Source organism: Collinsella sp. SGI.180 (assembly GCF_050313455.1).
Lineage (GTDB): Bacteria > Actinomycetota > Coriobacteriia > Coriobacteriales > Coriobacteriaceae > Collinsella.
Genome location: NZ_JBNPLL010000012.1, coordinates 38,048 through 61,422, shown reverse-complemented (window position 1 = coordinate 61,422; position 23,375 = coordinate 38,048). Strand labels below are relative to the sequence as shown.

Genomic DNA, 23,375 nt, shown 5'->3' with positions numbered 1-23,375 from the left:
CAAATAACACGTCATGGAATGGCCCCTGCTCTTATATGTTCAATGTGTGGGGTATTCAATATCAGATGCACATGACGAGTGCCATTGCGGTGGCAAAGGATGCGTCGTGCACCATAAACGGTACGGTTATCGACGATTCGTTCGTGTTTCCCTCTGATTATTTCAACGGTCGCGACATAAGCGGTCAGGACGAGAAACGCTGCGCGGTTTACGCCCTTGGTTCTGTGACGCTCGCCGGCAACACGAAGGTCACTACGGCCAAGGCGAAGGGCGTCGATGCGTCCGATGTCGGTAGCTACGGTAAGGTTCACGTCGATAGGTCTTTTACGGGCGCAGCCGTCTTGTCTATCGACGATACCAAGTTCGATCCCGAGTCCAATAAGCAGTATTACTACTATGAGTATGTGAACCTTGGCACGAGCGATCTTTCGCAGGAGGATCTTGCGAGCAGGCTCAAGCTCGCCAACGAAAACCTTGCATACGACGTTACCGATGGCAAGGTCAAGGTTATCCATCGCAAGCACGAGCACGAGTGGGCCTATTCCGCCAACGAGGATGGGTACAGCATCGCGGCTAGGTGCAACGGGCAGTATGAGGCCTCGCACTGTGTCTACTCCAAGGACGGCGAGACGATCTCGCTGATGTCGTCCAAGAGAGGCGACCTGAGCTTTACCTACAACGGCAAGCAGCGCGACGCCGTGCTTGCTACGACCAAGCCGTCTCAAAAGGACAACGCTGTAGCCCAGGGCAAGGTAACGATTGTGAGTGCACGCTTTTACCGTTTCGTGGATGAGAATGACACCGTGGGCATCGAGATGGAAGGGTCGCAGCCGTGCGATGCGGGTACCTATCGCGTGGTGGCGACGGTTGCCATCGAGGGGCAGAGCGATGTTACGCTCGAGCGCGTGTTCAAGATCGATGGAATTAAGCTAAGTACTTGCAAGGTCGAGGTGCTCAATAACGACACAGTCAAGAATAACTTGCCAGCGTTCAAGTGGACGGGTGAGAAGATCGCTCCGCAATTTAAGGTGACTACAACGGTAGATGGTGAGACGGTTGACCTCAGGTTGGGTGTGGACTATGAGTTCGATCAAGACCGTGGAGATCGGGACGGTACCGATCCCGGTACGTATAGAACCTGGCTGTGGGGCTTGGGCAACTTTGCTTATGGTCAGAGTTTCTACTGGAGCATCTACGGCACGCAGTTCGAGAATGTTCAGGCTAAGGGCTTTGACGGCACCTATGATGGCATGGCTCACTCGCCGTCGGTGACGGTCGACAACGCCCCCGAGGGCATGAAGATCGAATATAGCGTCGATGGTGGCTCGCTGTACGAAGACCGAATCCCCTCCTATACCAATGTCACGCGCGATATCTATGACAACGTGTGTCCCGAGAAAATTAAGTACCGTATTACCGCACCCGACTACGTGCCGGTGGAGGGCAAGCTTGAGATTAAGATCCGCCCCGCCGATCAGGCCGCTCCCAAGGACGTCAAGACGACGGCCGCGACCGGGCATGCCTTGGCGGACGGTAGCATCGACGGGATTGATAACACCTACGAATGGAAAGCCGAGGCCGCCAGCGACTATCAGCGGATTGCCGAAGGCGAGACGTCGGTTAAGGGCCTCGCCGCTGGCAAATACAGCGTTCGCCTTAAGGCCGACCGTAACCATAACGCCTCCGAGGCCCTGACGGTTGAGGTCAAGGACGGCCCCAAGAAGGCCGACGGTAGCGGTTGGAAGCACGACGATACCGAGCACTGGAACACCTGCACCTGTGGCAAGGAGGACGTTGGCCGCGCAGAGCATGACTTTGAGTGGGTCGTCGACCAGGCCGCTGCGGCTGATAAGCCCGGTTCCAAGCATGAGCGCTGCAAGACGTGCGGCTACGAGCGCGAGTCTGTCGAGATTCCCGCCTTCGGCATCAAGGGCTACTCCGACGAGTACGACGGCGACTATCACACGGTTGATGCGACGAGTCTGCCCGAGGGCGCGACGGCCCAGTACAGCACCGACGGTAAGAACTGGTCCCCCGAGGCCCCCAAGATTAAGGACGTCGGCACGCTGACTGTGTCCTATGAGGTAACAATCGACGGCGTGAAGACCGAGGGTAAGGTGACTCTCGAGGTCAAGCCGCGCGCGATCAAGGTCACCGCCCAGGACGCCTCCAAGACCTACGGCGAGGCTGATCCCGTGTTTACGTGGGATGTCACTGCTGGCAAACTCGTTGCGGGCGAAGCGCTTCAGGGTCTCGAGATTAAGCGCGAAGATAGCGACAACGTGCGTGATGGCGGCTATGTGCTGCACCTGACGCAGGCCAAGGACGCCAACCCCAACTACAGCATCACGTTCGTCGACGGCACGTTCACCATCAACCAGCGCGTGCTCACTGTGAAGTGGGGTACCAGCGAGTTTGTTTACGATGGCAAGGAGCACTGCCCCGAGGCGACGCTCGGTAACGTCATCGACGACGATGACCTTGGCGCGACCGTCGAAGGCTCCCAGACCGAGGCCGGCGCTTCTTACACGGCGAACCTCACCGCACTGACGGGCGACGACGCGGGTAACTACAAGCTTCCCGCCGAAGGCCTGACGTGCGAGTTCTCCATCAAGAACGCCGCGCAGGGCGCGCCGGTGGTCCAGGTTGCGGCCGAGACCGTGAGCGGCAAGCGTGACGGCAAGATCACGGGCGTCGACGCGACGATGGAGTGGCGTGCCAAGGGTGCTGACAAGTATCAGGCGGTGGACGAGGGCACGGCCGAACTTACGGGTCTTGCCGCCGGCACGTATGAGGTGCGCTACCAGGCCAAGGCCAACTATGACGCTTCTTCCGCCACCGAGGTTACCGTGGCGGCCGGCCCCAAGCTGGTCGTGACGCTGCCGAGCAATCAGGTGGGCTACGCGCTCACCTCGACGGCAACCGAGCTCGATTGGCACGGGACTGCAACACTCACCATGGGCATCGACAGCGCGTACTTTGCGGGTAAGGACTACGCCGTCAAGGTCAACGGCAAGGCCGTTAAGCTTTCCGCCATGGGCACCTATGAGCTCAAGGACGTCGAGGGCGATGTGAACGTGACGGTCGAGGGCGTGCTTAAGCACGAGCCCGACGGCTCCGGCTGGGCACGCGATGCCAAGAACCACTGGCATAACTGCCGCTGCGGCAACATCATCGACAAGGCCGAGCATACCTTTAAGTGGGTTGTCGACAAACCGGCGACTACCGAGGTCAAGGGCAAGAAACACCAGGAGTGCACCGTCTGCGGCGAGAAGGGCGCAACCGAGGAAATCGCGATTCTGGTACCCGAGATCATCGACGGTAAGGGCCAGACGATGGTGGTCGACGCCGCCAAGGACCTGAGCTTCCGTTCGAGCGCACCGCTCGCATTCTTCCAGAAGGTACTGGTCGACGATAAGGAGGTCGCGGCCGAGAACTACGTGCTCACCGAGGGCTCTACGATCGTGACGCTCAAGGCGAGCTTCCTGAATACGCTCGGCGTGGGCGAACACAGGCTGAGCGTGGTTTCGACCACGGGCACGGCCGAGACGACCTTTACCGTTGCCGAGGCTGCCAAGCCCGCTCCTGGCCAGACCACCACGACTACGACTTCCAAGCCTAAGAAGAGGGCTAGCAAGGAGGCGTTGCCTGAGTCCGGCGACAGCACTTATGTCATTGCGGGTGCCGTACTCGCTGCCGGTGTGGTAGTCCTGCTGCTGGCGTGGGCCATCATGAAGCGCCGCGCTTAACCGCGCACCAGCTCCCAGCGGGTCCGGATCGAGCGATCCGGACCCGCTTTTATGCCCACCGCCTCTCGGACCAAGATAAAACGGGTCGCTCGAACCGTGTGGCAGATCCATTTTCGACTGTCCTCAGCTTGCCAGTTCGAAAATGGACCCGCCCCAAGATTGAATCCTTATTTCAACTTTACACCTGGCTTTACAGCTGTCTTGTCAGCTGTAAAGCCAGGTGTCATACTAAAGCCCCAAGATTCGCCAAAAGAGAGGGGCCTTGATGGCACAGAGCGCGAACATGGATGCATCGGAGCTTGCACGCGATATCGCGGCCGGCCTGGCATCGGCAACGACGGCAACGGAGCGCGCGGCACTGGTGCCCGCAGAGCTCGTCGAGGCCATTCATCAGCTAAAAACCCAACGTGACGCAGTGATCCTGGCGCACTATTATGTGGCGCCCGAGGTCCAGGCCGTGGCCGATTTCGTCGGCGACAGCTTCTACCTGGCAAAGCTCGCCAAGAGCCTGCCGCAGCAGACTATCGTGCTGTGCGGCGTGGAGTTTATGGGCGAGAGCGCCAAGCTGCTCAATCCCACCAAGACCGTGCTGCTGCCCGAGCCGGGCGCGGACTGTCCCATGGCGCACATGGTCAAGCACGAGACGGTCGACGCGGCGCGCGCCGAATATGGCGACGACCTGGCCGTGGTGTGTTACGTCAACTCGACGGTCGAGATCAAGAGCTGGAGTAACGTGTGCGTTACCAGCTCTAACGCCGTCAAGATCGTCTCCGAGCTGCCGCAGCAGCACATCTTGTTCATTCCCGACCAGAACCTGGGCCGCTTTGTGGCCGAGCAGGTGCCCCAAAAGCACGTCATCCTCAACAACGGCTACTGCCCGCGCCATCACATCATCACCGTCGAGCAGATCGTCGACGCACAGGAGGCGCACCCCGATGCGCTCGTGCTGGCGCACCCCGAGTGCAAGGCCGACGTCCTGGCCGAGGCCGACTACATCGGCTCCACTGCCGGCATCATCAAGTATGCCGAGGAGTCGGACGCGAGCGAGTTTATCATCGTGACGGTCCGCGGCGTGCTCTACGAGCTCGAGCGGCGCTGCCAGGGCACCGGCAAAAAGTTCTACTTCCCCGCGGTGCAGCCCACCTGCGTCAACATGGATCTCATCACGCTCGAAAAGCTCGTGCGCTGCCTGGAGACGGGCGAGGGCGAGGTGCAGATCGGCGTGTCGGATGAGGCCGCCGACCAGGCCAAGCTCACGCTCGACCGCATGCTCGAATACGCGGCGCGCTAAGCCAATGTGACATGAGGGACCATCCCTTATGCCACATTACAAGGGAGAGGATTCCTGTGGAAACCAAACAATGCCCCGACATGGAGTGCGACGTCGTCATTGCCGGTTGCGGCGTGGCGGGCCTATACGCGGCCCTCAATCTGCCGACGAGCACGCGCGTGATCATGCTCTCCAAGGGCGCTGTCGACGAGTGCGATTCGATGCTCGCGCAGGGCGGTATCTGCGTGCTTCCCGAAGGCTCTGACTACGACGCCTTCTTTGAGGACACTATGCACGCCGGCCACTACGATAACCGCCGCGAGAGCGTCGACATCATGATCCGCTCGAGCCGCTCGGTCATCAACGACCTGCTGGCCATGGGCGTGGACTTTGAGCGCAAGGCCGACGGCAGCCTCAACTTTACCCGCGAGGGTGCGCACAGCCGCCCGCGCATCGCCTTCCATGCCGACATTACGGGCAAGGAGATCACGACCAAGCTCCTCCAGGCCGTTCGCAAGCTGGATAACGTGCAGATTTTGGAGCACGTGGCCATGACCGACATCCTGACGGGCGAGCGTGATGGCGCCACGGCGTGCCTCGGCGTCGTCGCCGTTCCCGTGGATGAGGACAACTCGGTTCGCCCCGCCGACGAGCTGGCAAATGCCGCCGACGGAGTGCATGCCGGCGAGCCGTTTAAGATCCATGCCCGCCACACGCTGTGGGCGACAGGCGGCATCGGCGGCGTGTACGACCACTCGACCAACTACCCGCAGCTCACGGGCGATGCCTGCTACATCGCCCAGGAGCATGGCATTAAGATGGAGCACCTGGACTACGTGCAGATTCACCCCACGGGACTGTTCTCGCCGCAGCCGGGCCGCACCTTCCTGATCAGCGAGAGCTGCCGCGGCGAGGGCGCGATTTTGCTCAACGCCGCCGGCGAGCGCTTTACCGATGAGCTTCAGCCGCGCGATGTGGTCGCCGCCGCTATTCGCGAGCAGATGAAGCAGGATGGTACCGAGCACGAGTGGCTGAGCTTTGCCCCCGTTGAGCGCGACGTGGTGACCGGACACTTTGCCAACATTCGCGCACGCTGCCTGGAGGACGGCCGCGACATCTTGGACGAGCCCATCCCCGTCACACCCACGCAGCACTACTTTATGGGCGGCGTGTGGGTCGACAAGGACGGCCGCACCTCGATGCCCGAGCTCTACGCCGCCGGCGAGACGGCCTGCAACGGCGTTCACGGCAAGAACCGCCTTGCATCAAACAGCCTGCTCGAGGCGCTGGTCTGGGGTCGTCGCGCCGCGTGGCACATGCGTACCGGCCAGTCGCTCGCCGTGGAGCAGGCGGGCGAGCCCGCGCTCGATGGCCGTCATCGCGCCCTGAGCGCCGACACCCTGGCAATCGATGATTTGGCCCGTGCCGCCGGCACGCAGGCCGTGGAGGAGTAGACCATGAACCCCATTACCATGAAGCTCGTCGTCGATGATCTGATTCTGCAGGCTCTGCGCGAGGACATTACGTTTGAGGACGTGAGCACGGCGAGCGTGTGCCCCACGGCGCGTCCCGCCACGGTGGAGCTCATCGCCAAGGCCGATGGCATCATCGCGGGCCTGGATGTGTTCGCTCGCACCTTTGAGCTGCTGGATTCGCAGAGCTCGGTGCTGTTTGACGTTGCCGATGGCGACGAGGTGCACGCCGGCGACCATGTGGGCCAGGTACGCGGCGATGCGCGCGTGCTGCTTTCGGGCGAGCGCGTGGCGCTCAACTACCTGCAGCGCATGAGCGGTATCGCTACCTATACGCACCAGATGGCTGCGGCGCTCGAGGGCACCAAGACCGTGCTCGTCGACACGCGCAAGACCACGCCGGGTATGCGCGTCTTCGAGAAGGCCGCGGTCGAGATCGGCGGCGGCAGCAACCACCGCTACAATCTGTCGACGGCCGTCATGCTCAAGGACAACCACATCGACGCCGCCGGCGGCGTGACGCGTGCGATCGAGATGGCGCGCGCCCATGCATCGTTTACCGCGACGGTCGAGATCGAGTGCGAGAACCTGGACATGGTGCGCGAGGCCGTGGAGGCCGGCGCCGACATCATCATGCTCGACAACATGACCCACGATGACATGGCTGCCGCGATTGAGCTTATTGCCGGTCGCGCCAAGACCGAGTGTTCGGGCAACGTGGATGCCAGCAATATCCGTGCGCTTGCCGACCTGGGCGTTGACTTTATTAGCTCGGGAGCGTTGACGCACTCTGCGCCGATTCTCGACCTCTCGCTTAAGCACCTGCGTCTGCTGGACGGTAAATAATGGACGCCCGCGAGCGTCGCCGTTCCATCATGGGCGTGCTCGAGCGAGCCAAAGACCCCGTCTCCGGCAGTACGCTTGCTCGCGAGGTGGGTGTGAGCCGCCAGGTTGTCGTGCAAGACATCGCCCTGCTGCGCGCCGATGGGCACGATATCGTGGCGACCAATCGCGGCTACGTGCTGCAGGAGGCCCCCAGCAGCCCCGCCGTGCCCACACGCCTGGTCAAGGTTCGCCATAGCGTGGAGCAGGCAGGCGATGAGCTCACGAGTATCGTCGACGCCGGAGGCGCCGTGCTCAACGTGATCGTCAATCACCGCGTGTACGGTAAGATCACGGCCGACCTGGACATCCGCAATCGTCGCGATGTTGAGCGCTACCTGCACGATATCGAGAGCGGCAAGAGCTTTCCGCTACTAACGGTGACGAGCGGCTATCACTTCCATCGCATCGCGGCAGAGGATGAGCAAACCCTCGACGAGATCGAGGCTATGCTCAAGGAGAAGGGCTATCTGGCAGACCTGATGCCCTACGAAGACGATCTATCGTAGCCGACGCTGCAAACGCCCCTAAGCGGCAATCTGACGTTCAATCGTCGGTCGCGTACAAAAGTACGCTTCCCTCCTCTTTCACGTCACCTTGCTCGCTTGGGGGCGTTTTCGCTGACTTATGCTCAACCTGCGACGGTGCCAAATTAGCTATCCGCACAAAAAAGAGGCCTCTGCGGCGATGCGGAGGCCTCCTTTTTGTGCACGGTGTACTTGTGAGTGTGCAAGTGGGGGAGTTGTTACTCCTCGACGATCTCGGTGATCGCGCCGGCGGGGCAAGCGTCCTGGCAAGCGCCACAGGCGACGCAGGAGTCCTCGTCAGCAACGGTAGCGACGTCCTGGAGCTCCAGAACGCCAGCGGGGCAGGAGTCGACGCAAACGCCACAAGCGATGCACTCGTCGGCATCAATTACGGGATGAGCCATGGTAGTTTCCTCTCTGTTGACCGACGCTACAGGCGATGCGCGCCGGTTTGATTCGGGCAAAAACATACCACGTGAGCGACCGTTTGCAATACCCTCTGGCCGGCATCTTCATACCATTCGCCGAGTATGCCACGGCTTACTAAGAAACGCACAGGTGAGGCTGGTGAGCTGTGCAGATGTTAGCTAAAGGTGACTCGAATTATTGAGCAATTGAGTGGGCTTTCGGAAAGCGCATCCCGTTATCTGGTCGAAAAACGGGTCGCAGTTTCCGGTTGGGCCCGCTAGCGGAAACTACGACCCGGTATCAGCTCTCAAAACGGGATATTGTTTCCGGTTGAGCCTTCAGACGGAAACTACGACCCGGAATCCACACTCAAACCGGGACGAGCTTTCCGTAAAGCAGCCCCAGGCACCCCCGGCCCAAACCTCAGCCATCTCTACATAGATCTCGATAGATTTGCCGAGAACTCAATCAGCGCATCTACCTGCGTATTCGAGAACCTAAACTCTAAGTGATAAGAAATCTTATATGAATTGACTTAGATTTTGTATATTCCGGTCCATAAGGGGATACACTACATCCTGAAAGACAAACCGAAAGACCGCTTGGCAGACCGCCGAGTCGGTGCAAACGCACAAGAGAGAGGGAATTTCTAATGGGCAAGATTCTTGGTATCGACCTTGGTACTACTAACTCCGCAATGGCCGTTCTCGAGGGCGGTTCTCCGACCATCATCGTGAACGCCGAGGGCGACCGCACCACCCCGTCTGTCGTGGGCTTCCGTGCCGACGGCGACCGCGTCGTGGGCAAGGCCGCTAAGAACCAGGCGGTCACCAACCCCAAGAACACCGTGTTCTCCATCAAGCGCTTCATGGGCCGCAAGTACTCCGAGTGCACCTCCGAGCTCAAGACCGTGCCGTATGAGGTCAAGGAGGGCCAGGGTGGCCGTGCCGTCGTCGACATCGAGGGCAAGGAATACACCGCCGAGCAGGTGAGCGCCATGACGCTCGCAAAGATGAAGGCCGACGCCGAGAAGTATCTGGGCGAGACCGTCACCGACGCCGTCATCACCGTCCCGGCCTACTTCAACGACGCCCAGCGTCAGGCCACCAAGGACGCCGGTAAGATCGCCGGCCTCAACGTTAAGCGTATCGTCAACGAGCCGACCGCTGCCGCTTTGGCCTATGGCCTGGACAAGCAGGGCTCCGACCAGCGCATCCTGGTCTTCGACCTGGGCGGCGGTACCTTCGACGTCTCCATCCTCGACCTCGCCGACGGCGTGTTTGAGGTTCTGTCCACCTCGGGCGACAACCACCTGGGCGGCGACGACTGGGATCAGCGCGTCATCGACTGGATGGCCGATAAGTTCCAGCAGGAGAACGGTGTCGACTTGCGTCAGGACCCCATGGCCCTGCAGCGTCTGAAGGAGGCCGCCGAGAACGCCAAGAAGGAGCTCTCCGCCGCCCAGCAGTCCACTATCAACCTGCCGTTCATCACCATGAACCAGTCCGGCCCGCTGCACCTCAACTACACGCTGACCCGCGCCGAGTTCGAGAAGATCACCCGCGACCTGCTCGAGCGCTGCAAGCAGCCTGTCACCAACGCCCTGCGCGACGCTAACCTTAAGCTCTCCGATCTGACCGAGGTCATCCTCGTCGGCGGCTCCACCCGTATGCCCGCCGTCCAGGAGCTCGTCAAGACCATGACCGGCAAGCAGCCCAACATGTCCGTGAACCCCGACGAGGTCGTTGCCGACGGCGCTGCCGTCCAGGGCGGCGTGCTCACCGGCGACGTCGAGGGCATCCTGCTGCTCGACGTTACCCCGCTGTCGCTGGGCGTCGAGACCATGGGCGGCATCATGACCAAGATGATCGACCGCAACACCACGATTCCGACCTCCAAGACCGAGGTCTACTCCACCGCTGCCGACAACCAGACCAGCGTCGAGATCAACGTGCTCCAGGGCGAGCGCGAGCTTGCCCGCGACAACAAGTCGCTCGGTAAGTTCCAGCTGACCGGTATCCCGGCTGCCCGCCGCGGCGTGCCGCAGATCGAGGTCACCTTCGACATCGACGCCAACGGCATCGTCAAGGTCTCCGCTAAGGACAAGGGCACCGGCAAGGAGCAGCAGATCACCATTTCCGGCTCCACCGCTCTGTCCGACGAAGAAGTCGATCGTATGGTCAAGGACGCCGAGGCTCATGCCGAGGAGGACAAGAAGCAGAAGGAAGAGGTCGAGGTCCGCAACCAGACCGACAGCCTGTGCTACTCCACCGAGCAGACCCTCAACGAGCTGGGCGACAAGGTTTCCGCCGACGTGAAGTCCAAGGCCGAGGCCGCTATCGCCGATGCCAAGAAGGCGCTCGAGGGCTCTGACGTCGAGGCCATCAAGGCCGCTGGCGAGTCCCTGCAGTCCGTGGCCTACGAGCTGGCTCAGGTTGTCTACGCCGACGCTCAGCAGCAGACCGACGGTGCCGCCGGCGCCCAGCCTGCCGACGATGACGTCGTCGACGCCGACTACGAGGTTGTGGACGACGAGGACAAGTAATCATGTCCGCCCGTAAAGCTCGCACGGAGGCGGCTGCCGTTGGAGCCGCCCCCGTTGACTCTGAGGAGAAGGACGTGAAGATTCCCGTAGAGGCCGTCGACGATACCGAGGCCAACGAGGCCGAGGCCGCCGAGGCTGTCGAGAACCAGGTAGAGGATTCCAACAAGGAGGCGACGATGACCGAGGACGAGATGGTGGAAGCCGCTATCCGCGCCGGTGAGGAAGCCGCCGACAACGACTTTAAGCTCAAGTTCGAGCAGGCCCAGAAGGAGCTTGCCGACGTGCGCAATGAGCTCGATGCTGCGGCAGAGGCTCAGAAGGCTGCCGAGGACAAGGCGAAGGACGCCACCGAGCGCACCGCCCGTCTGCAGGCCGACTGGGAGAACTTCCGTCGCCGCACCGCCAGCGAGCGTATCGCCGAGCGTGAGCGCGCGACAGAGAAGCTTGTCACTGCGCTGCTGCCGGTGGTCGACGATATCGAGCGTGCGATCGACCATGCCCGCAGCCAAGAGCTTGCCGACGACTTTAAGCAGTTCGTCGACGGCGTCGACGCGGTACATGCCAAGCTACTCGATGTGTTTGCGCACGAGGGCGTTGAACCCATCGACCCCAAGGGCGAGGCGTTCGATCCGCTCGAGCATCAGGCCGTGGGTCGCGTCGAGGACGCATCGCAGTACGACGAGACCGTCAACGACGTGTACCAGAAGGGCTACCGCATGGCGGACCGCATCCTGCGTTCCGCGATGGTGACGGTGACCTACGGTGGCGAAAAGCGCCCCGCACCGGAGCCCGAAGCGGCGCCCGAGGATGCTGCGGCCGATACGGCCGAGAGCACCGAGGAGTAATTGAGAAGGGCCCCGGGGCAACACCCGGGGCCCTTTCTGGCCTAGTGCCATATGAAAGCATGAACCGCCGCCCGCTGGGCGACGGATAAAACAGGAGAGGAGCTACGATGGCTGCAGGCAAAACCTTCTATGACATCCTGGGCGTATCCAAGAGCGCCTCCGACAAAGAGATCAAGAGCGCGTTTCGCAAGCTCGCGCAAAAATATCACCCCGACGCCGGCGGCGACGAGGCCAAGTTCAAGGAGATCAGCGAGGCCTACGAGACGCTTTCGGACGAGAAGAAGCGCAAAGAGTACGACCAGATGCTCATGTTTGGCGGCATGCCGGGCGCAGGCGGCGCGTATGGCGGCGGCTACGGTGCCGGCGCGGGTGCCAGCGGCTGGGGAGACATCTTCGACAGCATCTTTAGCGGCAACGGCGCCTGGGGCAGCGATTGGGGCTCGGGCTTTGCCGGGGCTGCGGGCGCTGCCGGTGCCGGCGCGGGTCGCAGCCGCGCTCGCAAGGGCGGCGACCTGTCGCTGACCGTCGATGTGACGGCCGAGGACGCGTTTCGCGGCGTGACGCACAAGGTCACCTATCGCATTCCCTCGACAGGCGAGCAGCAGACCATTACGGTCTCGGTGCCCGCGGGCGCGGTCGACGGCGGCAAGCTACGCTACAAGCGTCGCGGCGAGTATGGCGTCGCCGGTGGCGAGCGCGGCGACCTGGTCGTGACCACGCATGTGGAGGAGCACCCGCTGTTTAAGCGCAAAGGCGCCGACGTGACCATGGAGGTACCGGTCTCGGTCTACGAGGCGGCGCTCGGCTGCACGGTGGACGTGCCCACGCCCGGCGGTGCGACGGTTCGTTTGAAAGTGCCTGCGGGTACCCAGACGGGCAAGAAGTTCCGCTTTAAGGAGATGGGGGCGCCCGACGTTAAGCACCGTGGCCGTACGGGCGCGCTGCTCGTCGAGATCAAGGTGCAGGTTCCCACGAACCTATCCGATGACGAGCGCGATGCCATGACCAAGCTGCGCGAGGCCGACACGCGCGACTACCGCGAGAAAGTTAACCGTTACAAGGCGACGTTCTAGGGCGGTCGCGGTGCACGCCCACGCCCGCGGGCTTATGATGGACGATAACGAGACGGAAAGGGGTCAGGTAGCATGGCCGAGGACAATAGGAACAAACCGCTGTACATGATCAGCGTGGCGGCCGAGCTGACCGGCATGCATCCGCAGACTCTGCGCGTCTACGAGTCCAAGGGTCTGGTGAACCCCCAGCGCTCGGGCGGCAACACGCGCCTGTATTCGCGTGCCGATATCGAGCGCCTGGAGCTCATCAACCAGCTGACCGACGAGGGCATCAACCTTGCCGGCGTGGTGCGTATCCTCGATATGAAGGAGCGTGCCGAGGAGCGCGAGCGCGAGAACGAAAAGCTCCGCGCCCGCATGCGCCAGCTCGAGGACGAGCTGCACGAGTACAAGATGCAGAAGAAGATCACCTCCCTGGCCCCGCGCGATGGCTCGGTTAATCCCGAACAGGTCATGCGCAAGCTACTGGGAGCCGGCGGGGATCTCTAGGTTCCGCCGTTCTAACGAACGGCGGACCGGCCGACGCTGCGCGCCGCCCAGAGCGACAATTTGTCATTCAAAAGGCAAGGCATGACCAGAAGGTCTATGCCTTGCCTTTTTCATGCCAACTTGTTCGCTCTGGACGTCGCTCGCTGTCCGTCCTCTACCTGCGGCGTTGCCTTGCTCCGAATGCGGCACTTGGGGACGTTCCTCACTTTGGAAATGCGGCCCGCTCGCTGTCCATCCTCTACCTGCGGCGTTGCCTTGCTCCGAATGCGGTAGTCGTTGGTAGTCATTGGGGCCCGCTCGCTGTCGTTGCCAAAACATCGGTGTTGCCGGAGTAGTCATTGGGGACGTTCTTAAATGACTAGTCGTAAGGGACGCTCTTGCACCAAATCTGCTGACCCACATCGGGCTCGTCCTGTACTTTACCAAGATAAAGTGAACGTGCAGATTCGTAACCCATTCGCAACCGTTCTATGGCACGATATTGAACGAATGCATGCTATGCGCCCAAATTTTTTGGGCAGAGTGGGAGACAGTATGGTCAAGCTGTACGAGGACGGCATCTACCTGCGCGGCGGCAGCGAGGTTGTGCCTGCGGCCGAGGCTGCCGAGCGCGGTATTACGCAGACGCCCGAGGATGCCAAGCGCGGCACCATCGCGTATTCGATCCTCCAGGCACACAATACGTCCGGCGACCCCGAGGCGCTCAAGATTCGCTTCGATGCCATGGCGAGCCACGACATCACCTTCGTCGGCATCATCCAGACGGCGCGCGCCTCGGGCATGGAGCAGTTCCCGCTGCCCTACGTGCTCACCAACTGCCATAACTCGCTGTGCGCCGTGGGCGGCACCATCAACGAGGACGACCACGTCTTTGGCCTTTCCGCGGCTAAGAAGTACGGCGGCATCTTCGTCCCGCCGCACATCGCCGTCATCCACTCCTTTATGCGCGAGAACTTCGCCGGTTGCGGCAAGATGATCCTGGGCTCCGACTCGCACACCCGCTATGGCGCCCTGGGCACCATGGCCGTGGGCGAGGGCGGCGGCGAGCTGGCAAAGCAGTTGCTGCGCGACACCTACGACGTTGCCTATCCCGGCGTCGTCGCTATCTACCTCACGGGCGCCCCGCGTCCCGGCGTCGGCCCGCACGACGTGGCGCTCGCCATCATCCGTGCCGTCTTTGCCAAGGGCTATGTCAAGAACAAGGTCATGGAGTTTGTGGGCCCGGGTATCGCGAGCATGACGACCGATTACCGCAACGGCGTCGACGTCATGACCACCGAGACCACCTGCCTGTCGAGCATCTGGGCCACCGACGAGGACACGCACGCGTTTTTGGCCATGCACGGTCGCGGCGACGACTACCGCGAGCTCAAGCCCGCCGATGTCGCCTACTACGACGGTTGCGTCGAGGTCGATCTGTCGAGCATCAAGCCCATGATCGCGCTGCCATTCCATCCTTCCAACGGCTTTGAGATCGAGGAGCTCAACGAGAACCTCGAGGACATCCTGCATGAGGTGGAGCTCGAGGCCGCCAAGATCGGCGAGGGCAAGACGCACTTTAGCCTGCTCGACAAGATCGTCGACGGCAAGCTTCGCGTGCAACAGGGCGTTATCGCCGGCTGCTCGGGCGGCAACTACGACTCCGTGGTCCAGGCTGCCCGCGTGCTCAAGGGCGCCAACACCGGCTGCGGCGAGTTCTCGCTGTCGGTCTATCCCACGAGCCAGCCCGTGGCGCTCGAACTTACGCGCCGTGGCTATATCTACGACCTTATGGAGGCCGGCGCGATCGTGCGCACGGCGTTCTGCGGTCCGTGCTTTGGCGCCGGCGACACGCCTGCCAACAACGGCCTGTCCATCCGCCACACCACGCGCAACTTCCCCAACCGCGAGGGTTCCAAGCCGGGCAATGGTCAGCTGAGCGCCGTGGCCCTAATGGACGCTCGCTCCATTGCGGCGACGGCCGCCAACGGAGGCGTCCTGACGCCGGCGACCGACCTGCCCGAGGAGACTTGGGACGAGGCCTGCGAGTACACCTTTGACGACGCGCCGTACAAAAAGCGCGTGTACTGGGGCTTTGGCAAGGCAGAGCCTGCCGACGAGCTGGTCGAAGGCCCCAACATCAAGCCATGGCCCGCGATGGAGCCTCTCGGCGACGATATCCTGCTCAAGGTGTGCTCCAAGATCATGGACCCGGTCACCACGACCGACGAGCTCATTCCCTCGGGCGAGACGAGCTCCTTCCGCTCCAACCCGCTGGGCCTGGCAGAGTTTACGCTCAGCCGCCGCGATCCGGCCTACGTGGGTCGTTCCAAGGAGGTCGACGCCGTGGAGAAGCGCCGCGTTGCCGGCGAGGCGGCGGGCGATCTGGCGGCACTCGATGCCGAGCTTGCCGGTGTGTTTGAAGCGCTGGCCGGCGCCGGCGTCGCGGCAGATGCCAAGGCGACCGAGTACGGCTCCATGCTCTATGCCAAGAAGCCCGGTGACGGTTCTGCCCGCGAGCAGGCCGCGAGCTGCCAGCGCGTGATTGGCGGTCTGGCCAACATCGTCCACGAGTACGCCACCAAGCGCTATCGCTCCAACGTGATGAACTGGGGCATGGTGCCCTTCCAGATGGAGGCCGAGCCCAACTTTGAGGTGGGCGACTACGTCTTCGTGCCGGGTATCCGTGCCGCGCTCGACGGCGATCTGCAGAACATCGCCGCCTACGTGGTGCGCGCCGATGGTGCGGTCGAGCAGATTGAGCTCTACATTGCCGATATGACGGCTGAGGAGCGTGCCATCGTCAAGGCCGGCTGCCTGATCAACTACAACAAGTTCAAGGCCGCTGTCGAGTAACGCACTTAATTGTCCGCCCGGGGCTTATCCTTTCCCGCCCGCTCACGCGCTTCGCGAGGGTCGCCCGAGGGAAAGGTGTGGCAGGGGCTACCGCGACGTTCTCGTTGGGTCTTGAGGGACGCTAATAAATAGACTTGCTTGATGCCGCCTCTGTTAATGGGGCGGCTTCTTTTTTGTCGAAAACCGCCACAAAGGGGACAGGCACCTTTGTGGCGGTTCTCGGTTTGTCTCGATCTGTAACATCTTGGCTGCTAAAAGTGGGCCTGGTGTTACAGATTTAGATTTTCGATTCGGGTGTCTTCTGTTCGTCTCGATTTGTAACAGATAGAGCTCTATTTGCCGAGTAGATGTTACAGATTGAGACAAACGGGTGCCGCTGGCCATTTCATCTTGATTTGTAACATCTGGAGCCATAAACAGTCGCTAGATGTTACAGATTGAGATAGTAAGGGGACAAGTCCGCAGCGGGTGAGCGTGCCTGCTCCCTATCGCTTAATCACTCAGAAAATCTTATATATAGAGACTTAGATTTGTGTATAAGATCGTACAAAGCTGGCAACAATACTTCTCGGACAACGTGAAGCCGCCCCGTAGGGCGGCCGCCCCAAGAGAGGTGATTCCATGAGAATCGATAAGCTAGCAATGACGTCGCGCGAGGCGTTGCAGACCGCCATGAGCACGGCTGCCGACGCGCAGGCCGGCGCGGTGGAGCCGATTCACCTGCTGTCCGCCCTGCTCGGTGCCGGCGAGCGCAATATCTCCGTGATTATCGAGCGCATCGGCGCCGACGCAGCCCAGCTTGCACACTCCACGCAAGATGCCATCGACCGCGCACCCAAGGTTTCGGGCGAGGGCCAGCAGATGGGCCTGTCCAACGAGCTCGTCCGTGTCATCGAGAAGGCCGAGAAAAAGGCCACCAAGATGGGCGACAGCTTTGTAGTGACCGAGCATCTGCTGATGGCGCTTGCCGAGGACAAAGGTGAGGCGGGCCGCGTGCTGCGCGATGCCGGCGTTACCAAGGAGCGTATCGAGCAGGTCTACGAGGAGCTGCGCGGCGATGACCGCGTGACGTCCGCCGAGGACAAGACCCAGTTTGAGGCACTGGAGCAGTACGGCCGCAACATCTGCGACCTGGCCCGTGCCGGCAAGCTCGATCCGGTTATCGGCCGTACCGACGAGATCCGTCGTACTATCCAGGTCCTGTCCCGTCGCACCAAGAACAACCCTGTGCTCATCGGTGAGCCGGGTGTCGGTAAAACGGCCATCGTCGAGGGCATCGCCCAGCGTATCGTGGCCGGCGACGTGCCGAGCACGCTGCGCGACCGCGACCTCATCGAGCTCGACATGAGCGCGCTGGTCGCCGGTGCCAAGTACCGCGGCGAGTTCGAGGACCGCTTGAAGGCCGTGCTCAAGGAAGTGCAGAAGTCCGAAGGCAAGGTCATCCTGTTCATCGATGAGCTCCACACCATTGTGGGCGCGGGTGCCACCGAGGGCTCCATGGACGCCGGCAACATCCTCAAACCGGCGCTCGCCCGCGGCGACCTGCACGCGATCGGTGCGACCACGCTCGACGAATACCGCAAGTACATCGAGAAGGACGCAGCGCTCGCCCGTCGTTTCCAGACCGTGATGGTCTCCGAGCCTACCGTCGAGGACACCATCTCGATTCTGCGTGGCCTCAAGGAGAAGTACGAGATCTTCCACGGCGTGCACATTACCGATAGCGCGCTCGTGGCCGCCGCCGATCTTTCCGATCGTTACATCGCCGACCGCTTCCTGCCCGACAAGGCCATCGACCTGGTCGATGAGGCCGCAAGCCGCCTGCGCATGGAGCTCGACAGCATGCCGGTCGAGATCGACGCCACCACGCGTCAGCTCACCCAGCTGCAGATCGAGGAACAGGCGCTCATGAAGGAGACCGACGACGCCTCCAAGGAGCGTCTGGAGACCCTGCGCCAGGAGATTGCCGAGGTTCAAGAAAAGCTCAACGTGCAAAAGGCCGGTTGGCTCAACCAAAAGAACGCCATCGACCATGTGCAGGAGCTCAAGGGCCAGCTCGATGAGGCCAAGAGCGAAGAGGAACGTGCGACGCGCAACGGAGACTTGGGCCGTGCGTCCGAGCTGCGTTACTCCGTGATTCCGGGTCTGCAACAGCAGATTCAGGATTCCGAGGCCGCGCTCGAGGCACAAAAGCAGCAGGACGGTGAAGGCCTCAACGAGCAGGTGACCTCCGACGAGATCGCCGAGGTCGTGAGCGCCTGGACCGGTGTGCCCGTCTCCAAGATGATGCAGGGTGAGCTCGACAAGCTGAAGGGCTTGGAAGGCGAGCTGCATAAGCGCGTCATCGGCCAGGATGAGGCCGTCTCCGCCGTCGCCGCGGCCGTGCGCCGTAGCCGTGCGGGCCTCTCCGATCCGGACAAGCCCATCGGCAGCTTCTTCTTCCTGGGCCCCACCGGTGTGGGCAAGACCGAACTCGCCAAGGCGCTGGCCGAGTGCCTGTTCGATGACGAGCGCGCGCTCGTGCGTATCGACATGTCCGAGTACATGGAGAAGTTCAGCGTTCAGCGTCTGATCGGTGCGCCCCCGGGATACGTGGGCTACGACGAGGGCGGACAGCTCACCGAGGCCGTGCGCCGTCGTCCGTACTCCGTGATCTTGCTCGACGAGATGGAGAAGGCTCATCCGGATGTCTTCAACGTGCTGCTGCAGGTGCTCGACGACGGTCGTCTGACCGATGGTCAGGGTCGTCAGGTGTCCTTCAAGAACACGATCATCATCATGACGTCCAACGTGGGCTCCAAGGCTATCGCCGATCTTTCGGGCAAGGACGAGGAGGAGATGCGCCATCAGGTTGACGCGGCCATGGCTCAGACTTTCCGTCCCGAGTTCCTCAACCGTATCGACGATATCGTGGTGTTCCATCCGCTCGGCATGGCGCAGATCGAAAAGATCGTCGATATTCAGCTCGCCGACGTCCGCGCACGTCTGGCCAAGGAGCGCATGACGCTTGCCATCACCCCGGCGGCCAAGCAGATGCTCGCCGTGGGCGGTCTGGACCCGGTCTTTGGTGCCCGTCCGCTCAAGCGTCTGGTGCAGCGCGAGGTCGTGGACGCCATCGCCGCCGCTATCATCGACGGTACGGTGCGCGAGGGCGATCAGGTGACGGTTGACGTCGACAAGGACGGTGCCTTTACCGTCGTGTGCGATAACACGCCGTCTGCCACCTACGAGGTGCCCGACGCCGAGTAGATTGTTGGGCCATGCCTTAAAATCTACCTTTTGAGCCAAACGCCAAGGGCGGCGGATCCAATTGGGTCCGCCGCCCTTTTTCGTGCGACAATCGATGATGTTGAACGTGAGTACATGGCAAGGAGCTATGCAGATGAAAGACGAGAACGAGACGAACGCACCGGCGCCTGAGTCAGCGCCCGCCGCACCCAAGCCTGCGCCTAAGCCGGCACCCAAGCCGCGCGACCCCTACATCCGTGCCGAGAACGAGGACGACGACGGCTACGATCCCTACAGCGATCGCCGCCCCGAGCGCGAGCCGATGTTCGAAGCCGATCCGTGGCGCTAACTCCTGCAGGGTAGCTAATTTGGGACGGGGCTTTTTTAGCTGCCCCGGCTGGTAATGTGCCGGTTTAGTCGATTAACGGTCGGGGCAGCTAAAAAGCCCCGTCCCAAATTAGCTACCCTCGCTGCGGCCGGCTAGTCTTGGGCCTTGATGCTTGGCATCAGAATCTGGGCGAGGTAGTCGGTCTCGAGTTTGGTGGCAGCGTCGGCCTTGCCGTCTTTGCCGACCAGTACGTTCTTGATCTGGCTATAGGTATAGCGGTTGCCGGTTGTAAGCTCGACAAGATCGATGGCCGTGTCCATGGGGTAGGTCGACACGGGGTCTTGCGTGCGCCCGTTGATGGTCTGGGGCACCACATACGGATAGACGGGGCCGCTGGCGTAGACCGTGTAGCCGTTGCCAAGGCTTGCCGCACCCAAAACCGTATCGCCCTTATCGGGCGTAAAGCTCTCGCCGTCGCGCACTGCGACAAGCGTCACGATCGGTGTATTGCTGTCGCTGGCAAGATAGATGCACAGCGTATTGCCGTTTTGCCAAGTCGCGACTTTGCCGTACCACTCAACGGGAATATCGAGCTGATACAGGTTCGTTGCCTTATGCCGAGCATCGGCGTCGCGGGCCGCCTGCGCCTCGCGGGAACTCATGGCATTGACGGCGGCGTCACGGCGCGCGGTTGCCGCCTGCTGGAGCACCTTTGCGACCGCGGCAGAGCTCGCGCCGCCCTCCTCGGCGTACTTGGCCGCGGCATCGATCTGGTCGTCGGTCACCGTGTCTGCCGAAGGTACCTTAAGCTTAAAGGATGCCTGAGCGCTCAGGTCCTGCCCGTCGCTCTTTACGCTAACCTGCGCCTTGGTGGTCGGCACGGTGTAAATGGTGCCGTCGGCTGCGATGGGGGACCCAGCGATGGAGAGCGTATAGTCGCCAGGCAGCAGCTTAATACCGCGACCGTGCTCGTCAACGTAGAGCGTTTCGCTCACGGAGGAGCCGTCAGAGTCTTGCCCGCTCACCTGCACGGGAATCTTGGAGCCGGTGGAACAGTCGAGCCCTGCGGCATGTACGCCAATCTGCACCGACATCATGGTGTGGGCGTTGACGGCAGCGACGGCGGCCTGTTCTTGTTGGTATCCGTTCCAAGCGGCATAGCCCGCGCCGCCGGCAACAAGCGCGGCGGCAACGACGCCGGCAACCATCAAATTGCGTCGCTTGGGCGACATCTTGTGATGGCGAGCCTTGGCTTCGCGTGCCGAGGGAACGGACGGCAGGGGAATATCGCCCATGGCGATGGTCTCGTCGACGGCCGGCGCAGAACCCAGGCCAGGAAGCTCGCGGGTGAGCGAGTCATCGGCAGGCAAGCTGCCAAGCAGGGCGGTCTCTTCTCCCGAGGCAGATTCCGACTGGACGTCGTCCTTGCTATCGTCCTCTTCGGCTTCGGCCTCGTCAGAAGCGTCTTTGGCGTCGCTGCCTTCGTCCTCAGTGCCTTCGCGCACCTCGTCCTGCGCGTCGACGGCCAAATCGCTCAACGAGAGCTCGTCTAGCGCAATCCGGTCAAGGCTCTCCAGGGCCTCGGCACATGCTTCCGCATCCTGGGCCGCATCCTCGCGGCCACGTGTCTCATCGCTCATATATCCCCCAATGCAATATCGGCTCAACACTGTACCCAAAAATGGAGCCATATAAAGCGCATTCGAAATATAAGATCCGATTTAACCCGAGCGTATCGTTCAGCCGCATCCTCGCGGCAGCAAAAGGCCCCCGGAACGCGAACGAATCACGTTTTGGGGGCTCTGCAGTGCGTTGAGTTGCGCGGAGCCGGCTATGCCGCTTCGTGCTCAAGCGATGTTTGCGTCAGGCGCGTTACTCGGCGTGCGCGTAATCAACCTTGGCACGACGGGCAGTGGCCTTCTCCCAATCGCTGGTGCCCTCAAAGACATCCTGCTTGTAGGGGTTGCGGCCGAGCTTCTTGGCACGGTAGGCGACGTAGATGATCGCGGCGATGTTGGCGACCAGTGCGACGATCGAGACCGCGGTGGCGGCGCCGGGGTCGAGCGTGGAGTGCGTCACAAAGATGGACTCCTCCTGGAAGTAGGGGAACACCTGGGCAAACATGCACCAAATGGCCAGCGTAAAGGCGCGGTTCTGGATCCAGCCGCCCTTGTTCCAGATAAAGGCGGCGACGGTGGGCGCCAGCAGCAGCGCAAAGCCGCAGAACCAGGAGTGGGTGGGCAGGCAGTTGTAGGTGTAGCAGAAGTTCCAGATATCGTAGGCGATGATGTAGACCCAGGTCATGTCGGGCCACAGCATGTCGGTCTTGTCCTCGGAGGCGTAGACGCTCCACCAACCGGTCATGCAGAAGATGTTGATGATGCCCGCGATGCCGTTGAACACGTTGTTCCAGCCGGCCAGCTGCGTAGCACCTTCGGAGGTGACCCAGGTGGACTCGCCCAGGACAAAGAAGTGATAGGCGCTCTCAAAGTCGGACACGACGGCGATCAAGATGTTGATGGCGACGATCACAAACGGCCATGCGCGGAACCAATGCGCCTTGCCGATCTTGCCCCACTGGTACTTAATGGCAATGAAGCCCCAGCAGCCGGCCAGCGCCGCGTATACCTTGGCGTAATGGAACCAGCTGTTCTGGTATACATGGGTGGGGTTGGTGAGCGCCCACTCGGCACCCTGCGAAACGCCGACGGCGATGGCGATGCAGTAGATGGTCATGGCCAGCGGAGCCACGCCAAAGATGATGGCCGCGCCGAGCTTGGTACGGCGGCCGACCTCGTTGAGTACGATCAAGCCGATAAAGACCATCGCCCAGCCGGCCCAGTGGATAAGGGTATCGCTACCCCAAACATCGAACAGCATGCTGCTCTCCTTTCATACGCCCGCGGCCCCTCTTCCGTCGCGGGCAGTTTGGCCAAATGTCATCAGTTCCTGGGCTTGCGCTCGGAATACTTGGCGGTGTAGCCCTCGATGTGGAGTATCGAGGCGATAATCTCCTTAACCGTCTCGTCGGGCACATCGGGGTGCGTGCGGATGTACATCAACAGCCCCATGATGAGGGTGTAAAACGTCTCGTAGACATGGTCGATGCGCAGGTCATGATGGGCGACAAAGTCCACCACGGTGGTGTCGCAGATGTATTGCGCCACGCGCTGGACCACGTTGTGCAGAAAGCCGCCGTAGAGCGCGCCGCTGCTCGAGGTGAGCGTGCTCGGCAGCTCGTGGCCGCTCACAACCAGGCGCTTAAAGAGCGGGGCGACGGTGTCGAGCGCGCCCTCGATATCACCGACGATGCGGCTGGCATTCCACTGCTCGAGCTCGGAGATAAAACCGTCGATTGCCTCGTCCATGACGGCGGTGACGGCGGCGTCCATGTCGACGAAGTAGTGGTAGAACAGCGAGCGCGTGCAGCCGGCTCGCTTGGTCACGGCCGAGACGGATAGATGGGACACGCCCAGCTCGGAGCTCACGGCGCGCACGGCGGCGAGAATCTCGCGACGGCGCTCGTCACCTGTCAGGCGCTTTGCCGCGCTGTCGGGCGTGGGGACGGCGTCGGCCACAGGGGTGTTCGCTGCGTTATCGCTCATGCGCTTGCCGCCTTTCATCCGTTTGGGCCCGACCGTTCGCCTAATAGTCTTGAATAGTGTTGACGGTTCGTCAATACTATTTTTGACATAATGTCAACAATGGCGGGTGAACGGCATGG

16 protein-coding genes are annotated in these 23,375 nt (G+C 61.7%); 12 read left to right on the top strand and 4 right to left on the bottom strand.

Going from position 1 to position 23,375, the window contains the following annotated elements; genetic code table 11:
- The 5 genes from ACQRAP_RS06075 to ACQRAP_RS06055 form a co-directional block, all read left to right on the top strand.
- Positions 1 to 3,749, top strand: a 3,749-nt coding sequence (locus tag ACQRAP_RS06075; RefSeq protein WP_427795147.1) for an MBG domain-containing protein, incomplete at its 5' end; no start/stop codon positions are given.
- A gap of 265 nt (positions 3,750 to 4,014) precedes the next feature.
- Positions 4,015 to 5,040 carry a quinolinate synthase NadA gene (gene nadA, locus ACQRAP_RS06070; RefSeq protein ID WP_427795146.1) on the top strand — a complete coding sequence of 342 codons (1,026 nt, stop codon included), beginning with the start codon at positions 4,015 to 4,017 and terminating at the stop codon, positions 5,038 to 5,040.
- Positions 5,041 to 5,096: 56 nt separating this feature from the next.
- The gene (locus ACQRAP_RS06065) at positions 5,097 to 6,473 is read left to right on the top strand and encodes an L-aspartate oxidase (RefSeq protein WP_427795145.1); all 1,377 of its coding nucleotides are present in this window, start codon (positions 5,097 to 5,099) and stop codon (positions 6,471 to 6,473) included.
- 3 nt (positions 6,474 to 6,476) lie between these two features.
- Positions 6,477 to 7,337: a carboxylating nicotinate-nucleotide diphosphorylase gene (gene nadC, locus ACQRAP_RS06060; protein ID WP_427719300.1), complete on the top strand. Its 861-nt coding sequence runs from the start codon at positions 6,477 to 6,479 to the stop codon at positions 7,335 to 7,337.
- Positions 7,337 to 7,882: a transcription repressor NadR gene (locus ACQRAP_RS06055; RefSeq protein WP_427795144.1), complete on the top strand. Its 546-nt coding sequence runs from the start codon at positions 7,337 to 7,339 to the stop codon at positions 7,880 to 7,882. The genes nadC and ACQRAP_RS06055 overlap by 1 nt, the downstream gene beginning before the upstream one ends.
- 236 nt (positions 7,883 to 8,118) lie before the next feature.
- On the opposite strand, the gene ACQRAP_RS06050 is transcribed toward ACQRAP_RS06055, so the two are convergent.
- On the bottom strand, positions 8,119 to 8,370 hold the full coding sequence (locus tag ACQRAP_RS06050; RefSeq protein ID WP_158564522.1) for an indolepyruvate ferredoxin oxidoreductase subunit alpha: 252 nt from the start codon (positions 8,368 to 8,370) through the stop codon (positions 8,119 to 8,121).
- A gap of 590 nt (positions 8,371 to 8,960) precedes the next feature.
- Between ACQRAP_RS06050 and dnaK the strand changes: the two genes are divergently transcribed.
- The 7 genes from dnaK to ACQRAP_RS06015 all read left to right on the top strand — a co-directional run bounded on the left by dnaK (position 8,961) and on the right by ACQRAP_RS06015 (position 19,672).
- On the top strand, positions 8,961 to 10,853 hold the full coding sequence (gene dnaK, locus ACQRAP_RS06045) for a molecular chaperone DnaK (RefSeq protein ID WP_154518137.1): 1,893 nt from the start codon (positions 8,961 to 8,963) through the stop codon (positions 10,851 to 10,853).
- Between the two features lie 2 nt (positions 10,854 to 10,855).
- Complete coding sequence (locus ACQRAP_RS06040) at positions 10,856 to 11,698, top strand: nucleotide exchange factor GrpE (RefSeq protein WP_427795143.1); 843 nt, start codon at positions 10,856 to 10,858, stop codon at positions 11,696 to 11,698.
- 107 nt (positions 11,699 to 11,805) lie between these two features.
- A complete protein-coding gene (locus ACQRAP_RS06035; protein ID WP_154518131.1) occupies positions 11,806 to 12,771 on the top strand; it encodes a DnaJ C-terminal domain-containing protein in 966 nt (321 codons plus the stop codon).
- A 72-nt stretch (positions 12,772 to 12,843) separates the two neighbouring features.
- Entirely contained in the window at positions 12,844 to 13,260 is a 417-nt protein-coding gene (locus tag ACQRAP_RS06030) for a heat shock protein transcriptional repressor HspR (protein WP_427719306.1), read from the top strand.
- A 534-nt stretch (positions 13,261 to 13,794) separates the two neighbouring features.
- A complete protein-coding gene (locus tag ACQRAP_RS06025; protein WP_427795142.1) occupies positions 13,795 to 16,095 on the top strand; it encodes a hydratase in 2,301 nt (766 codons plus the stop codon).
- 621 nt (positions 16,096 to 16,716) lie between these two features.
- On the top strand, positions 16,717 to 19,344 hold the full coding sequence (clpB, locus tag ACQRAP_RS06020; protein ID WP_427727353.1) for an ATP-dependent chaperone ClpB: 2,628 nt from the start codon (positions 16,717 to 16,719) through the stop codon (positions 19,342 to 19,344).
- A gap of 133 nt (positions 19,345 to 19,477) precedes the next feature.
- On the top strand, positions 19,478 to 19,672 hold the full coding sequence (locus ACQRAP_RS06015; protein WP_229770727.1) for a hypothetical protein: 195 nt from the start codon (positions 19,478 to 19,480) through the stop codon (positions 19,670 to 19,672).
- Positions 19,673 to 19,803: 131 nt separating this feature from the next.
- On the opposite strand, the gene ACQRAP_RS06010 is transcribed toward ACQRAP_RS06015, so the two are convergent.
- The 3 genes from ACQRAP_RS06010 to ACQRAP_RS06000 form a co-directional block, all read right to left on the bottom strand.
- Positions 19,804 to 21,291, bottom strand: a complete 1,488-nt coding sequence (locus ACQRAP_RS06010; RefSeq protein ID WP_427795141.1) for a hypothetical protein — start codon at positions 21,289 to 21,291, stop codon at positions 19,804 to 19,806.
- A 232-nt stretch (positions 21,292 to 21,523) separates the two neighbouring features.
- Positions 21,524 to 22,531 (bottom strand): DUF5692 family protein, encoded by a 1,008-nt coding sequence (locus ACQRAP_RS06005; protein ID WP_154518417.1) that lies wholly within the window; start codon positions 22,529 to 22,531, stop codon positions 21,524 to 21,526.
- A 62-nt stretch (positions 22,532 to 22,593) separates the two neighbouring features.
- A complete protein-coding gene (locus ACQRAP_RS06000; protein ID WP_427795140.1) occupies positions 22,594 to 23,256 on the bottom strand; it encodes a TetR/AcrR family transcriptional regulator in 663 nt (220 codons plus the stop codon).
- Positions 23,257 to 23,375 lie beyond the last annotated feature (119 nt).

Bases quoted from the DNA above. Each gene is read 5' to 3' on its own strand.
- ACQRAP_RS06035 (WP_154518131.1), top strand. From the start codon at position 11,806: ATGGCTGCAGGCAAAACCTTCTATGACATCCTGGGCGTATCCAAGAGC.
- nadC (WP_427719300.1), top strand. From the start codon at position 6,477: ATGAACCCCATTACCATGAAGCTCGTCGTCGATGATCTGATTCTGCAG.
- ACQRAP_RS06010 (WP_427795141.1), bottom strand. From the start codon at position 21,291: ATGAGCGATGAGACACGTGGCCGCGAGGATGCGGCCCAGGATGCGGAA.
- ACQRAP_RS06055 (WP_427795144.1), top strand. From the start codon at position 7,337: ATGGACGCCCGCGAGCGTCGCCGTTCCATCATGGGCGTGCTCGAGCGA.
- ACQRAP_RS06040 (WP_427795143.1), top strand. From the start codon at position 10,856: ATGTCCGCCCGTAAAGCTCGCACGGAGGCGGCTGCCGTTGGAGCCGCC.
- nadA (WP_427795146.1), top strand. From the start codon at position 4,015: ATGGCACAGAGCGCGAACATGGATGCATCGGAGCTTGCACGCGATATC.
- ACQRAP_RS06000 (WP_427795140.1), bottom strand. From the start codon at position 23,256: ATGAGCGATAACGCAGCGAACACCCCTGTGGCCGACGCCGTCCCCACG.
- clpB (WP_427727353.1), top strand. From the start codon at position 16,717: ATGAGAATCGATAAGCTAGCAATGACGTCGCGCGAGGCGTTGCAGACC.
- ACQRAP_RS06005 (WP_154518417.1), bottom strand. From the start codon at position 22,531: ATGCTGTTCGATGTTTGGGGTAGCGATACCCTTATCCACTGGGCCGGC.
- ACQRAP_RS06025 (WP_427795142.1), top strand. From the start codon at position 13,795: ATGGTCAAGCTGTACGAGGACGGCATCTACCTGCGCGGCGGCAGCGAG.
- dnaK (WP_154518137.1), top strand. From the start codon at position 8,961: ATGGGCAAGATTCTTGGTATCGACCTTGGTACTACTAACTCCGCAATG.
- ACQRAP_RS06015 (WP_229770727.1), top strand. From the start codon at position 19,478: ATGAAAGACGAGAACGAGACGAACGCACCGGCGCCTGAGTCAGCGCCC.
- ACQRAP_RS06030 (WP_427719306.1), top strand. From the start codon at position 12,844: ATGGCCGAGGACAATAGGAACAAACCGCTGTACATGATCAGCGTGGCG.
- ACQRAP_RS06050 (WP_158564522.1), bottom strand. From the start codon at position 8,370: ATGTTTTTGCCCGAATCAAACCGGCGCGCATCGCCTGTAGCGTCGGTC.